This window comes from Patescibacteria group bacterium (assembly GCA_018817715.1).
Lineage (GTDB): Bacteria > Patescibacteriota > Patescibacteriia > Veblenbacterales > UBA10138 > JAHITT01.
The window spans coordinates 126,295-139,659 of the sequence record JAHITT010000001.1; the positions used below are offsets into that span (position 1 = coordinate 126,295).

Sequence of the window (13,365 nt, forward strand, 5' to 3'; positions counted from 1 at the left end):
TATTTATAAACCAGCTAAAGGCCTAGAGCGTTGATTCAATCGATTATTTTGCACTAACCAAGAAATTAAACTTAATAACAAGCTAAACAATAAAGCTGATAAAAAACTATCCACAGCAAAACCCGGCACCAGCCAAGCGGTTAAAGTTATTAATAAAGCATTAAGCATCAAAGCAAACAAGCCAAAAGTTAATAAAGTTATGGGCAAAGTTAATACTATCAAAAAAGGCTTTAAGAAAACATTAATTAAACCTAAAACCAAGGCTGTGGCCAAAGCAGCCACTAGGCTCGTTAAATGGATGCCCGGTAAAATATAAGATAAAGCGACTATCACTAAAGTATTAATTAACCAATATCTTAAAAAATTCATAAATTATTTTTTATATCAACTAAAGTTCGCACCTGATTAGATAATACTCCCTCTAATTCAATCCAAGGAATTATAACTGTTCTTAAGCCGGCCGCATAAGCCGCCACTTGATAAGGATCAAAATACAATTCCAACCCGACTGGTTGGATTGTAAATTTAGAAAAATTAGCCAAAGTAGGTGCCGCTCCTTGTTTAATAAGGGTTAACGACAATCCATCATCATCTTTTAAATCTGGTTGGCTGGCCAGATTTAAAATAGCCAAAGAGGATAAAATTTCCAGATAATTCGTTTGGCTTTTAAATAAATCAGCTAATTCAATTATTTTTTTATCTTTAACCGAATAGTTAACTGTTTCCGAAAAACTATTGGGGTGAGCTGCGCCAGTTAAATAGTTGGAAATATTAAAACGCCAACTAACCAAAATCGTAGTGGCTTGTTTTAAATCATAATCTACATTAAGTGAACTTGAATAAAAATCTTCTGGGCTAACCCTGGCACCATCCCAATCGGATAATTCTTGTTTAAAAGTAGTTATTTGTTTAACAGCGGCCTGATAAGCTAATTCATTCAAAATCGTTGAATCAACTTCCTCGGCAGTAAAAAAAGGATAAGCTACTTTAACATAGTAAGATGTTTGGTCTGTCCCCTCCTCAATAGTTTTGGTTACATAAGATAAATTCTGGCCTGGTTGATAACTGGAACGATTTTGGCCTAACCAATAGCCTAAACTGCCCAATAACAACACTACCAGCAAAACTATAGTAGGTTTAATTTTCTTATAATCAAAATTATTTTTAATCTCCATCTAAAGACATTTTAGCACGACTAACAACCCCTTTTAATCAATTAAGTTTATTTTAGGCTAAGATTAGCCAAACCTAATTAACCGTATAAGTATTTACGACGTTTTTTCTCTGGTAAACGTTCAATGGCATAACGCAACATGGTACGGGGCATTAAACGATAATTAATTTCTAAAAAATCTTCCAACACAACTTGACCGCATCTTTTACCAACCTCTCTTAACATCCAGCCAACCGCTTTATGAATTAAATCCTGCTGATCATTAAGCAATATTTTAGCCAAAACCAAAGTGTCTTGGGCTTCCTGCTGTTTAATAAAATAAAAAGTAGCTAAAATAGCTTGGCGCCGGCGCCATAAATTTGCTGATTTAGCCATCTTATACAATGGTCGACGTGATCTAGTAAATAAGTAAGCACCCAATATTTTATCAGCTGACAAATCCACCAAATCCCAATTATTTACAAATCGCCAATTTTGAAAATAAAAATCATAAATCTTTTTTCTTAACTTAACATCGGCTGATTCAAAAATCTTTACCAAAATTAATAAAGCTAACAAACGTTGCTCGTGAATCGGCGAGCTTAATAAAATTTTTACTTCTACTAAACTACATAAAGAATAATATTGCTTTACCAAATACCTAATTTCCGGCACGGTCACCCCCCAAAAAATATCCCCGGCGGCATACTGACCCGGCCCGGTCTTAAAAAAACTTTGTAAAACCAAAGCTTTACCAGGCTGGGATCGTTTTTTTAATTGACTAATAATTTCCTTTATTAACTTTTGTTTAACCATGAGATCTAACTTGATTTAATAATTTTCTTATTTGTTTAACATTTAACTTAGCCTCCTTTTGGCAATCTTTTAAAGTTAAATAAGATAATTTTTGTTTCATTTTATATTCAGCAAAATCAATCGCCTGGGCCAAAGACAGTCCCCGCCTACCCAATTCATGCAATTCTATTAAAAATCCCTCCACAGTAATAAACTTAAAACATTCAGCATTTTTTACCACCTCGGCAATCAAAGAAAGTGTCGGCTCTTTGCCATGATGTGCCTTGATTGAATTAATTATTATAATTCTATCAGACTTACTTACTCCCCACTTTTTTAAAATTGGTTCAACATAAAAAGCGCTCAAAACAGTATGCTTCTTTTGTATCCGGCCTTTAATAACCTTAGAAAAAACCGTATGTGCCAAATACAAAGCTGCTATAACTAGATCAGATCTCACTTTATGTTTTTTAGACAAAATGAATCCTTTTTTAACAGCCAACTCTGTTAAGGCCCAGGCTGGCGCACCATTCTTAACTGTTTGACGCCTCATTAATTCTTTCGCTTTTAAAATCAAAACTTGACCTTTCATAAAAACACCTTTAATTATTCAACCGAAATAAAATGTTTAACTAACTGAATCATTATATCCTTTTGTTTGGGCTGGCTGGAAGCCACCAATAAAGCCAAAGCTACCAAAGTAGTATCGGCTATTTTCCTTTGGCCTTTTTTATTTAGTAAATAATTATTCCTAGCCAAATATATTATTAACAAAAAAGAAGCGATTCTTTTATTACCATCCACAAAAGGATGATCCTTAATAATTAAATAAAAAAGATGAGCTGCTTTATCTTCTAAACTAAAATAAAGTTCCCGGCCAGCATAAGTTTGGTTAACAGCTGCTAAAATACCAACTAAAGAATTACTTTTATCCAAACCAAATAAGTCGCTAGCCTGCTTTTTATCAACCAATTGATTCTTTAACTCACTGATAGCCGGCACCGCCTGATCATAGGACAAACGATATTTAATGTTTTGCAACTCCTTAGCCAAGGCCGGTAAAACACCTTGATCGTAACTGTGAAGCAATAACCAAGACTGAGTATAATCGGTTATAACTTGAAGCAAACCAATCGCCTCTTCTCTGTCTAAATAACGATTAAGTAAAGTATTTTGTAAAACACTAACCGCTTGCTCTAATTTTTTAAAACTTAAACCAGTTTGGTCTTTAAGACGATTTTGATTAAGAGTAAAACCTTGCACTAAATGGTCTTTTAAAACCTTACTGGCCCAAACTCTAAATCTAGTCCCCTGTTTGGAATTAACCCGATAGCCCACAGAAATAATGGCATCTAAATTATAATACTCTAAAGCGCGTTTTATCTGACGATTTCCCTCATTTTGAACTGTTGCATATTTGGCAACAGTTGCCGACTTGTTAAGCTCCTTTTCCTTATAAATATTGGTTAAATGGCGGGAAATTACCGACTTATCCCGATTAAATAAATCGGCCATTTGTTGCAAGGTTAACCAAACCGTATCTTTATTTAAACGAACTTCTAAAGAAGAAATTTTACCTGTTGGTTGATAAATAATAACTTCACCTCGATTGACTATTGATTTGTTATCTTTACTAGTGGCCATAAATATTTTTATATCCTACAACCATTTTTTTCTTTTAAAATAAGCCAACATAAAACCGGCCACCACCACAATAACCAACCACACCGCGGGATAACCATAAGGTGAACTAAGTTCCGGCATATACTTAAAATTCATGCCGTAAACACCAACGATAAAAGTTAAAGGTATAAAAATAGTGGCAATAATCGTAAGAACTTTCATAACTTCATTTAAACGATTACTCTCGCTGGATAAATAAACGTCCAACAATCCTAAAACCATGTCGCGGTAAGTTTCTAGGGAATCCATAACCTGAACAGTGTGATCGTATAGCTCCCTTAAATAAGGTTTTGTATGTTTTTGAATTAAATTAGAATCCGATCTTTCTAGGGTAGACACCACTTCCCGCAAGGGCCAGACGGCTTTACGCAATAATATTAACTGCCGCCTAAGTCCATGAACAATCCGTGCTGTACTGGGCAACGGCTTATCCACTAATTTATTTTCTAAAGCTTCAATCTGCTCACCGATTTTTTCCAAAATTAAAAAATAATTATCCACCACGGCATCAGTCAAAGCGTAAGCCAAATAATCAATGCCATTTTTACGTAAACGACTATCATCTGTTAATAAAACGGCGCGTAATTTTTCAAAAACATCTTGCGGATTATCTTGAAAAGAAACTAGATAATTTTTACCCACCACCAAACTTATCTGCTCCGCTGAAATTTTTTTACTATCGACATTATAAAAAACCATTTTAAAAGTCAAAAACAAATAGTCACCATAGTCTTCCAATTTGGGCCTTTGTTGAGAATTACTAAGAGACTCCGTTACCAAATGATGCCACTTAAGCTGCTTGGCTAAATTAGCTAAAATATCTAAGTTAATTCCGTCAACCACATCTAACCAAACCAAACTGGGAGTTGCTACCAATGTGGCCATATCGGGCAAAGATTTTAATTCTCGTTTTTGACAATTATTTTTATCGTATTCAAAAACTCTAAAGTTGGGTTGCTTATCAGCTGTCTTAGTTAGATTAGACATAAAATAAAAGTAAACCAATTAGGACCTATTTAAAAAAGGGTTAACACCTCCAAAAACTATTTCCGGTGTTTGATTATTTATAATATCTTCCGACAAATTATATTTTAAACTATATAAATGGCCGATAGCACAAAATTTGGCCTGACTATAATCAAAACCTAAAGCCAAACTAACTTCCTTAACCATCTGCTCGCTAGAACCCTCTATTTCCACGAACGGTTCTAACCAGGGCCACTGGTCTATAGTTATTTCCACATCCGATAATTTCCATAATTCTCTAGTTGATTCCTGATAAGCCTTTTTTTGGCAACCAATCGCTGTCAACAATTCCACCGCCTTAGTAAAATTGGACACTTGCAAACAAATTTCTTTTTGATCCTCAATCCGGCCATTGATAACTTGTTTATAGCTTAAGGTTATTTTATCCGCCTCATCCCTCACTCTAAGCCAAGCACCCGGTTTAGCCTGTCCAGACGGCAAGGTAAAAACTACCCGTTTTTGTAAAAATTCAGGTTTAATTAATAAGGCGCCAGCTTTAGTAAGCCTTTGCCTAATGTCGGCCTTTTCCACCGGACTAAAAGTAGCTTCGTATTCCGTGTCCATATTCACTATTATAACACCAAATCAATAATGATAATTTTTATTTTTTAAAATAGTAATTGCCCGATAAATTTGCTCAATCAGCATTACCCTGGCTAATTCGTGAGGCAGGGTCATTTGGGACAAAGCCAATTTCTGAAAACCCGGATAATGCAAGACCTCCTTGGATAAACCTAAGGTACCGCCAACCACAAAAACTATTAACCCCTGGCAATTAGTTAACTTGCCGACTAATTGACTAGAGGTATATTCAGTACCATGCTCGTCTAAAACAAAAAAACAACCATGTTCAATTTTCTTTATTTCTTTTAACAAGCGCTCACCTTCGGCGCGCTTTACCCTGTCTCGATCAGCCCGTTCTGTAAAAGACTCCGGCTTTACTTCCCTAATCTCCACTTTGCCATAAGGTTGTAACCGTTTTAAATATTCCCTACAGGCCTGCTGGTAAAAACTTGTCTTAAGTTTACCTACAGCTAAAATTATTATTTTAAACATACTATAATTATAAAGCAATTTGACAAAACCCCCAATAAAAGCTAATAAAAGAAAAGTTAAACAAACAAAGGGGCTTAACAATGAAAGGAATATTTTTGGCCTTAATTGGGCCTAACGGAACTGGAAAAACCAGTTTAGCTAAAAACCTGGCTAAGCGGCTGGGCTGGTTGTATCTAAAATCCCCGCCTAAACAATTTTGGCGAGAAAGAAGCCATATAGAAAGGCTTGGTGACTTACAAGATAGATATAAATTTTATTTAAAAATCAATAAATATTTATCTATCTTTATTAAAAAAAAGATATACCAAGGTAAATCCGTTATACTAGACAGGTACTATTTGGATACTTGGATTACCCATAATCAAATAATCCAAGAAAAAGATTTCCGAGGATTATTGGAGCCTAATCTTACAATCTTAGTGACTTGTACGGTAAAAAAACAACTGAAGCGATTGGCTAAAAGAAAAAAACTATCAACATCTGAAAAAAGATACTCCACCGCACAACTCAATTCCCTAACTCAAACTTATAGAAAAATAGCTACCAGGGCTACACGTTTATTACTAATAAACACGGACAAAAAAACCAAAAAACAAAACCTGGCTATAACCTTAGATGCTCTTAAAAAATTGGAACTTATATCTTAACCCTTGTTTTATAAAAATAAAACAAGGGTTAGTTTTTATTACTTAGGCAAAAGCTCTCTGGATTTAACAGCTGGCTGATCAATTGAATCTGTGAACGGCTCAATCATAGGCCAAGACTGAGGCGTTGGCCGGTTGTTTTGGCCATTGTTAGCCAAAGCTTGATCAACCAATTCCTTAACCAAAGGCACCACTACCCCTACTTGATTTAATTGGTTTTGGTGGCTGTTAAAATTATTAACCGGAAACAATAAAGCTGGCACATACAAAAATTGGCCACTATTTTCTTTTTGCTGCCACCATTTAGCATAAATTAACTTAGGAGTCATAAGTTCTACATCTCCGCCCGGCTGATTTGATTCCATAATATAATAAATATCACTTTGCCAACCACCCTGAAGCGCTAATTTTAACAAACGATCAAAATCCGTTTCCATTTCATAGGCTGAACCAACAAAACTATTAAGCTGAGCTCCCCATAAGCCGGTCACCCGCTGACTACGCAAACTAACACTAACAGTTAAACCAACTGGCTGACCGCCAGATAGTTCATACACCTCTTTGTCCTGCAGACTCCAGGGATATAAAACAGTCATAGTATCTGGATAATAAATTTCCTGACCAGAAACGGTCTGAGCCAAAACCCTGGGCCAATCTTTATTAACTATCGGCTGACCATAATCACTTAAATCAAAATTTATATCTGACAAAAATTTATTAGCAATTGATATTAACTGATCATTAGGCAACAACTGCTCTTGAGTAATTCTGTTTTGTATTACGCAAGCCTCATCCCTACAATTAGCTTCCGGATGAGGCCAATAAGCCCAGTTTTCTCCCAAAGACAACTGCCCTTCACTACCGCTCCAGCTGACTATATAACCAAATTCTTTATTTTGTGATAATGACCAAGACTGTAAAGACAGATCATTGAATTTGCTTAAATCCAAAGGCAATTTGCCTAATTGTCCAAATAGTCCTCTAATCGAGCCACTACTTGAAGATGGTTGATATTGCACAACCATGCTGGAGCTAGGCAAATCATCGATTTTTTCCCCTTTATAAACATAGTTCAAACTCGGCTGCGGCTGATAAGGTGCCGGATAAATTAAAGATTTAGCACTGGCTGATGAATCAGCTGACAAAGATTCAGCCCGAGGAGCCGCTAGGCTTAAGCCGCCACCTCCACCCAAACCAGTAGCTTGCTTAATCGCTGGCTGACTCAACAAAGAACCAAAAGCTCTGTCTGGTAATCCAATTAGTTTGTTTGAATTAATCTGATAGTCTAATTTAGGTAAAAATTGAACAGTCAAAATGACTAACAATAAAATACCGCTAACACCCCAACCTAATACAGGTGATCTAAAATAATTGCCTATCACACCAAAATAAGTAGACCAAAAGTTAGTCGGCCGCTTAGCAAACTTATTTAACAATTGATTTTTTAATTCATTCTTAAAATTTTCATCTATTACCAAAGCGGGCCGGGCCATAGTTAAAGCCTGCAAAATTTTAATCAATTCCCCCTCCCTCTGGCGTAAACCAGGCTCTAATTGATAAATATCTTCTAATATCTGCTGATAAATATTTTCCATAATGCTAATTTCGGTAAAACTGACCGATAATTGTTAAATAAAGCAGGACTAAAGGGAACTCCTGTCTGATTTTAGCCATCGTCCGACTAAAAGACATTTTACAACTAGCTAAACTTTTGCCAGTTACTCCAGCTATTTCTTCATAAGACAAACCATCCCATAATCTTAATAAAACAATTTCCCTCTGCTCTTTAGATAAATTATTTAAATAACTCTGTATTTGTTCCAAAGCGATGTTGTTAGCCGCCTCTTTAGCTGGATTATCCTGGGAGCTTAAATTTCCTATCAAATCTATATCCTCAGTAATTTGGCTGGTGCGCCAATGATCATAAAGAGTATTACGGGCGATACGGTACAGCCAAGCGGAGAAAGTTCCTTTATCAGCCTTGTATTGATATAACTTTTCCAAAGCTTTAGTAAAAATTAAACTAGTCAAATCCTCACTAACTTCTTTGTGTCTGGTGCGATAATAAATAAAACCGTATATTTTTTTAAAATATTCTTCATAAAGACTGCTAAAAGCACCTAAGTCGCCCTGCTGCGCTCGGCTGATGATCTGGCTGTTTTGTTCAATTGCTTCCATGTTAAACCGTATTTTAAATAATTGGGCCGACTATCAAATGTAAATCCTCGTTCGGACCAATAAAAACTTTTTAGTCTTTTAAGCATAGCATTTTACTTTAATTATTTAAATAACCCCCTATTATAACCTACGACTCAACTAACAAAAAGTAACCCCTCCTCTTATAAAGAGGAGGGGTTAAAAATACCAAATAACTTCGGTTGTTATTTAATCTTATAGTTCAAATTCACTTCTATAACAACTTCCTGACTACCACTAGGCAATTGCGGTGAACCAGCCGAACCCATACCACCCTTACCATCATAATAAGGCATTGGTTGACCTGGCACCTGAATCAGGTTCTCCCACCAACCGACAACTTCCCCCAAAGTAACCCCGGCCGCGGCAGACAATTTAACCGACTTAGTCTTGGCATCAACAATCGCTTTTAGTCTGGCTTCTTCTTTCAAATTTTCTAGATTAGAAGTTTCAAAACTAATACCAGTTACTTGATTGGCGCCAGCTTCGGTCGCACCAGCAATAACTTTGGCTACCTTAGTACTATCGCCAGCAATTTCATTAACTTTAACTATTAACTGCTGATTAGCGCTATAACCCGAAGGTACTGTAACACCATCTTTATAATCGTACTGCGGATTAAGATAATAAGATTGAGTTTGTATATCAGTTTCGTTAATACCCGCTGCCTTAGCGGCCGCTATAACTTTAACCATTTTATCATTAAGCTCCTGCAAAGCCTTAGCAGCTGTGGCTACTTTATCAACTTGCACCCCCAAAGTCACATTGGCAATATCGGGCTGATAACTAACCCGACCCTGCCCTGTAACATTAACCTGCCACTGCGGCTGGTTAACAAACCTATCTCTTAATAAAGCTAACACCAAAATACCCGCTAATAAAACTAACCCTACTAGACTAAGAATAGTCTTAGGGCTACGCCAGCTTAGGCAACAAGCGCTGGTCGAATCAATCTGTTCCATAAAACATTCCCTTTTTATAACCTAAACAGGCTTTAGCCTATTTAGGGCTGTTAAATAATAAATTCTAACTAATTATACGCTAGTTAATCCAAAAAGTAACATGACTGACTTATTTATGAATTATAACTAAAGTCTGGTATTTTAAGCAAAGTGTTACTAATATTAAACTGAATCGTAAGCTATAATATAAACGTTCTAATTATTAACCTAAAAACTATGATCAATGAACCCTATAGTCAAATACCCAGCAAACTAAAAATAGCTTTAGGTCTGTTACTAATATTATGGCTAGCCACCCTAAGTGTTCACAAAATTTTTCAAGCTGGCCTATCTTACCAAGAATTAAATCACTGGCAAAATCCCCGCAGTACCAATGATACAGTAAGTTTAAGTGGTGAAGGTAAAGTTGTCGCCATTCCAGACGTAGCCATAATTTCTCTATCTGTAGAAAACCGATCCAAAACCGTGGCTGCCGTCCAACAAGATAGCAATAAAAAAATGAATGATATTGTTTCTTATCTTAAGGGCCTAGACATTGATAAAAAAGATATCAAAACCACCAACTATAATTTAAGACCACTGTACGCTTACAACCAAGAAACTGGCAAACAAATTTTTGACGGCTACGAATTAAATCAAACCATTGAAGTTAAAATAAGACAACTGGATAAAGCCAGCCAAGTTTTAGATGGTGCTTTAAGTAAGGGTGCCAATCAAATCGGCCAGCTTAATTTTACTGTCGATAATCCAGAACAATTGCGAAACGAGGCAAGACTTAAAGCCATTGCCCAAGCTAAAGAAAAAGCCCTTGCTTTGGCTGAAGCGGCTGGTGTAAAACTAGGCAAAGTCCGCTCTTTTTCAGAAAATACTAATTCACCAACTCCTTACCGAAATTATCTAAGCCAAGATTTATCCTATGCTGAATCAGCCAAAACTATAGCGCCAACTATAGAAGCTGGGAGTCAAGAAATAATTGTCCAAGTAACTATGAGTTTTGAAATTGAATAATACGATTCAATTCTAATTCCTACTCACCCACTCTTTAATAAGGGTGGGTGTTGTTTTATATATTTTATTTTTTATATAAATAACAAACACTAAATACTGCTAACCGATGATGGCACGGATAATTTTTTACTTTTGAAAAAAATAAATTTAACTACTTCCAAAACCGCTATCAAAAATAAAGTAAAAAATAACACTATTGACCAATGCTCTAAGGTTAAAGGAACGGTATAAAAAACTTTTTGTAAAGGTGTCCAATAAACAACCAACAACTGTAAGCCTAAACTTAATAAAACAGCTCCGACTAAAGATCTGTTATTCCAATTGCTTTTATGCCACAAAGGCACACCAAACTGTTTTAAGCTAAAGGCATAAAGCGGCGTGGAAACCGCCATTAAACTAAAAATAATAGTCCGCACAGTATCCTCCGACATCAACCAACCTGTTAAAACCATAAAAATAACTAAAGCTCCTAAACCTTTCAAAAGGCTAATACCGGCAATAACTAACCGATCTTTTAAATCTAAAATCGGCTGCTGACGAGAGATGGGTGGCTGTTCCATAATTTCCGGCCGACCTGGATCGCTGGCCAAAGCTAAAGCGGGAAAAGTATCAGCTACTAAATTTATCCACAAAATTTGTGTAGCCAACAAAGGCAACCAGACCGGACCACCCCTAACCAAACTCCATAATAAAGCGCCAACTATTAAAACCACCTCAGCAAAACTATCTGACATTAAATATAATAAAACTTTACGAATATTATTATAAATCGTCCGGCCTTCTTCCACCGCCGCCACGATAGTAGAAATATCATTGTTCAGCAATACCATATCGCTGGCTTCACGGGCTACATCCGTTCCCGCACCAAAAGATATGCCAATATCGGCCGCTTGCAAAGCCGGCGCATCATTAACACCATCGCCAGTCATGGCTACTACTTCGCCTTGACCTTGTAAAGCCCTAACTATATTTAATTTATCCTGAGGGGTAGCCCGAGCAATCACAGAAATTTCTTTTAAACTAATCGCTAAATCTTCCGCCGTCAAATCAGCTAATTCATAACCATCTAAAATATTATTAGACTCAGCTTTAAGACCAGCCTGAATGGCAATGGCTTGGGCTGTAAGTTTATGATCACCAGTTATCATTATAATTCTTAAACCCGCCCGCTTGGCTTTAAGCAAAGTGTCACCTACTCCAACGCGCAATGGATCATTTAACACGGCCAAACCCAATAAAGTTAGATTGCTAAGATTATCTTCCGTAAGAATAAACTTTTTAGCCACCACGGTTTTTAGAGTCCGTTTGGTTAAAGCTAATAAGCGATAACCTTGTCCACTCATCTTAGCTATTAAATCCACAAAAGCCTGCTTTTTAGCCTGATCTAATTTTACAATTCCAGAAGTTATTTCCAAATCCACACACCTTTCCAATAATCTTTCTGGCGCTCCTTTAACGTACAAAATAACTTCTTTATCTTTTTTATGTAAAGAAGCCATCAATTTCCTTTCGGAATTAAAAGGCAAAACCTTAATTTGTGGCTGACTAGCTCGGCTTTGTTCTATTAAAATACCCTGCTCTTCAGCCGCTAAATAAAGAGCTCTTTCTGTTGGACTACCCACGACAAAATACTCACCACTTTGAGTTTTATACTCTTTATAGGCATCAGAAACCATTACACCAGCTAACAATAAATTTTGAGCCGTAATATTTTCCGACAAGGGCTGAACTTCTGGCCAGCCTTCCAAATTCGGCAAAACTAATTGACTTACCTTCATTTGGCCGGCCGTCAGGGTGCCTGTTTTATCAGCACAGATTACCGTAGTGGAACCTAATGTTTCAGCCGCCACTAATTTACGAACCAAAGATTGACGCTTTAAAATCCGACGCATACCCAAGGCTAAAATAGCGGTTACCAAAACCACCAAACCTTCTGGTACGGCTGACACGGCAATAGCCACAGCCAAAGTAAACATCTGCTGAAAACTATAAGAAAAACTTAATCCTAATAACAAAATCCCCAAACAAACAAACATGACTATTAAACCAATATACTTGGCTAAGCGCGCCAGTTTAACTTGCAAAGGAGTATCAGTTTCTTTAACTGCCAAAAGAAGTTGGGCAATATTACCCAATTGGGTATGATAACCAGTCGCTACCACCACCGCTAAAGCGCGACCACGAGTTATAGTACTGCCCTGATAAACCATATTAAACCTTTCAGCCATCACTGTAGTAGCGGTTAATTTTCCTATTTTCTTTTTGATGGGCTCGGATTCACCAGTCAAAGCCGCTTCATTAGCTTCTAATTCTGTGGCCTGCAATAATCTGGCGTCGGCCGGCACTTTATCGCCCGGCTGTAAATAAATAATATCTCCTGGTACCAAATCTTTAACTAATACCGCTGTATTACGACCGTCTCTTTTTAAACGAGCATAATCCTCCACGTAATTTTGTAATTCCTTAAGAGCATTAGCGGCTTTATATTCCTGTACAAAACCTACTGCTGCGTTAATAGCTACTGCTACCAAAATAACAAAACCATCTAACCAATCCTGCAAAGCCAAAGTAACCACCGCTGCCACTAATAAAATAATGACCAAAGCACTTTTAAATTGATTAAAAAACAAACTAAGTGCCCCAGGTTGCCGACGTTCTGGTAAAGAATTGGGGCCAACCCTAACCAAACGCACCAAAACCGATTGTTCTGACAAACCCTTTAACGAGCTTTTAAGTTCCTTTAAAATCTCACTAGCCGACAAAGCGTGCCAAGCTTTCGGCACGACTTTTAAATCTTCTAAACTGGGCATAAAAACTTCTTAATTACCTATTTTATTAAAAT

At 36.7% G+C, this 13,365-nt stretch carries 14 protein-coding genes; 2 read left to right on the top strand and 12 right to left on the bottom strand.

From position 1 onward, the window contains the following. Nucleotides 1-3: 3 nt before the first annotated feature. From KKC17_00725 to KKC17_00760, 8 genes are all read right to left on the bottom strand, one after another. Complete coding sequence (locus KKC17_00725) at nt 4-369, bottom strand: phage holin family protein (protein MBU1038749.1); 366 nt, start codon at nt 367-369, stop codon at nt 4-6. Continuing rightward, a complete protein-coding gene (locus tag KKC17_00730) occupies nt 366-1,175 on the bottom strand; it encodes an RsiV family protein (GenBank protein ID MBU1038750.1) in 810 nt (269 codons plus the stop codon). Before KKC17_00730 ends, KKC17_00725 begins: the two co-directional genes overlap by 4 nt. 77 nt (nt 1,176-1,252) lie before the next feature. Beyond that, on the bottom strand, nt 1,253-1,969 hold the full coding sequence (locus KKC17_00735) for a DNA alkylation repair protein (protein MBU1038751.1): 717 nt from the start codon (nt 1,967-1,969) through the stop codon (nt 1,253-1,255). After that, on the bottom strand, nt 1,962-2,540 hold the full coding sequence (locus tag KKC17_00740; protein MBU1038752.1) for a hypothetical protein: 579 nt from the start codon (nt 2,538-2,540) through the stop codon (nt 1,962-1,964). Before KKC17_00740 ends, KKC17_00735 begins: the two co-directional genes overlap by 8 nt. A gap of 14 nt (nt 2,541-2,554) precedes the next feature. After that, on the bottom strand, nt 2,555-3,592 hold the full coding sequence (locus tag KKC17_00745) for a type II toxin-antitoxin system death-on-curing family toxin (GenBank protein MBU1038753.1): 1,038 nt from the start codon (nt 3,590-3,592) through the stop codon (nt 2,555-2,557). Nucleotides 3,593-3,607: 15 nt separating this feature from the next. Then, nucleotides 3,608-4,618 (bottom strand): magnesium/cobalt transporter CorA, encoded by a 1,011-nt coding sequence (gene corA, locus KKC17_00750; protein MBU1038754.1) that lies wholly within the window; start codon nt 4,616-4,618, stop codon nt 3,608-3,610. Nucleotides 4,619-4,636: 18 nt separating this feature from the next. Next, complete coding sequence (locus tag KKC17_00755) at nt 4,637-5,221, bottom strand: CYTH domain-containing protein (protein ID MBU1038755.1); 585 nt, start codon at nt 5,219-5,221, stop codon at nt 4,637-4,639. Nucleotides 5,222-5,242: 21 nt separating this feature from the next. After that, nucleotides 5,243-5,713, bottom strand: coding sequence for a 23S rRNA (pseudouridine(1915)-N(3))-methyltransferase RlmH (locus tag KKC17_00760; protein MBU1038756.1), 471 nt, complete (start codon nt 5,711-5,713; stop codon nt 5,243-5,245). A gap of 80 nt (nt 5,714-5,793) precedes the next feature. On the opposite strand from KKC17_00760, the gene KKC17_00765 reads away from it, so the two are divergent. Further along, nucleotides 5,794-6,360 (top strand): AAA family ATPase, encoded by a 567-nt coding sequence (locus tag KKC17_00765; GenBank protein ID MBU1038757.1) that lies wholly within the window; start codon nt 5,794-5,796, stop codon nt 6,358-6,360. A gap of 38 nt (nt 6,361-6,398) precedes the next feature. Here KKC17_00765 and KKC17_00770 read toward each other — a convergent pair whose 3' ends face one another. The 3 genes from KKC17_00770 to KKC17_00780 form a co-directional block, all read right to left on the bottom strand. Beyond that, entirely contained in the window at nt 6,399-7,952 is a 1,554-nt protein-coding gene (locus KKC17_00770; GenBank protein MBU1038758.1) for a hypothetical protein, read from the bottom strand. 4 nt (nt 7,953-7,956) lie between these two features. Beyond that, a complete protein-coding gene (locus KKC17_00775; GenBank protein MBU1038759.1) occupies nt 7,957-8,535 on the bottom strand; it encodes a sigma-70 family RNA polymerase sigma factor in 579 nt (192 codons plus the stop codon). A gap of 203 nt (nt 8,536-8,738) precedes the next feature. After that, on the bottom strand, nt 8,739-9,515 hold the full coding sequence (locus tag KKC17_00780; protein MBU1038760.1) for an SIMPL domain-containing protein: 777 nt from the start codon (nt 9,513-9,515) through the stop codon (nt 8,739-8,741). 216 nt (nt 9,516-9,731) lie between these two features. Between KKC17_00780 and KKC17_00785 the strand changes: the two genes are divergently transcribed. Continuing rightward, entirely contained in the window at nt 9,732-10,523 is a 792-nt protein-coding gene (locus KKC17_00785; GenBank protein MBU1038761.1) for an SIMPL domain-containing protein, read from the top strand. An 89-nt stretch (nt 10,524-10,612) separates the two neighbouring features. Here the strand turns inward: KKC17_00785 and KKC17_00790 are convergent, their stop codons facing one another. Beyond that, nucleotides 10,613-13,333, bottom strand: a complete 2,721-nt coding sequence (locus KKC17_00790) for an HAD-IC family P-type ATPase (protein ID MBU1038762.1) — start codon at nt 13,331-13,333, stop codon at nt 10,613-10,615. Between the last annotated feature and the right edge of the window lie 32 nt (nt 13,334-13,365).

What these genes read in the sequence shown, in the direction of transcription:
- KKC17_00725 (MBU1038749.1), bottom strand. Translation starts at nt 369, where the DNA reads ATGAATTTTTTAAGATATTGGTTAATTAATACTTTAGTGATAGTCGCT.
- KKC17_00730 (MBU1038750.1), bottom strand. Translation starts at nt 1,175, where the DNA reads ATGGAGATTAAAAATAATTTTGATTATAAGAAAATTAAACCTACTATA.
- KKC17_00735 (MBU1038751.1), bottom strand. Translation starts at nt 1,969, where the DNA reads ATGGTTAAACAAAAGTTAATAAAGGAAATTATTAGTCAATTAAAAAAA.
- KKC17_00740 (MBU1038752.1), bottom strand. Translation starts at nt 2,540, where the DNA reads ATGAAAGGTCAAGTTTTGATTTTAAAAGCGAAAGAATTAATGAGGCGT.
- KKC17_00745 (MBU1038753.1), bottom strand. Translation starts at nt 3,592, where the DNA reads ATGGCCACTAGTAAAGATAACAAATCAATAGTCAATCGAGGTGAAGTT.
- corA (MBU1038754.1), bottom strand. Translation starts at nt 4,618, where the DNA reads ATGTCTAATCTAACTAAGACAGCTGATAAGCAACCCAACTTTAGAGTT.
- KKC17_00755 (MBU1038755.1), bottom strand. Translation starts at nt 5,221, where the DNA reads ATGGACACGGAATACGAAGCTACTTTTAGTCCGGTGGAAAAGGCCGAC.
- KKC17_00760 (MBU1038756.1), bottom strand. Translation starts at nt 5,713, where the DNA reads ATGTTTAAAATAATAATTTTAGCTGTAGGTAAACTTAAGACAAGTTTT.
- KKC17_00765 (MBU1038757.1), top strand. Translation starts at nt 5,794, where the DNA reads ATGAAAGGAATATTTTTGGCCTTAATTGGGCCTAACGGAACTGGAAAA.
- KKC17_00770 (MBU1038758.1), bottom strand. Translation starts at nt 7,952, where the DNA reads ATGGAAAATATTTATCAGCAGATATTAGAAGATATTTATCAATTAGAG.
- KKC17_00775 (MBU1038759.1), bottom strand. Translation starts at nt 8,535, where the DNA reads ATGGAAGCAATTGAACAAAACAGCCAGATCATCAGCCGAGCGCAGCAG.
- KKC17_00780 (MBU1038760.1), bottom strand. Translation starts at nt 9,515, where the DNA reads ATGGAACAGATTGATTCGACCAGCGCTTGTTGCCTAAGCTGGCGTAGC.
- KKC17_00785 (MBU1038761.1), top strand. Translation starts at nt 9,732, where the DNA reads ATGATCAATGAACCCTATAGTCAAATACCCAGCAAACTAAAAATAGCT.
- KKC17_00790 (MBU1038762.1), bottom strand. Translation starts at nt 13,333, where the DNA reads ATGCCCAGTTTAGAAGATTTAAAAGTCGTGCCGAAAGCTTGGCACGCT.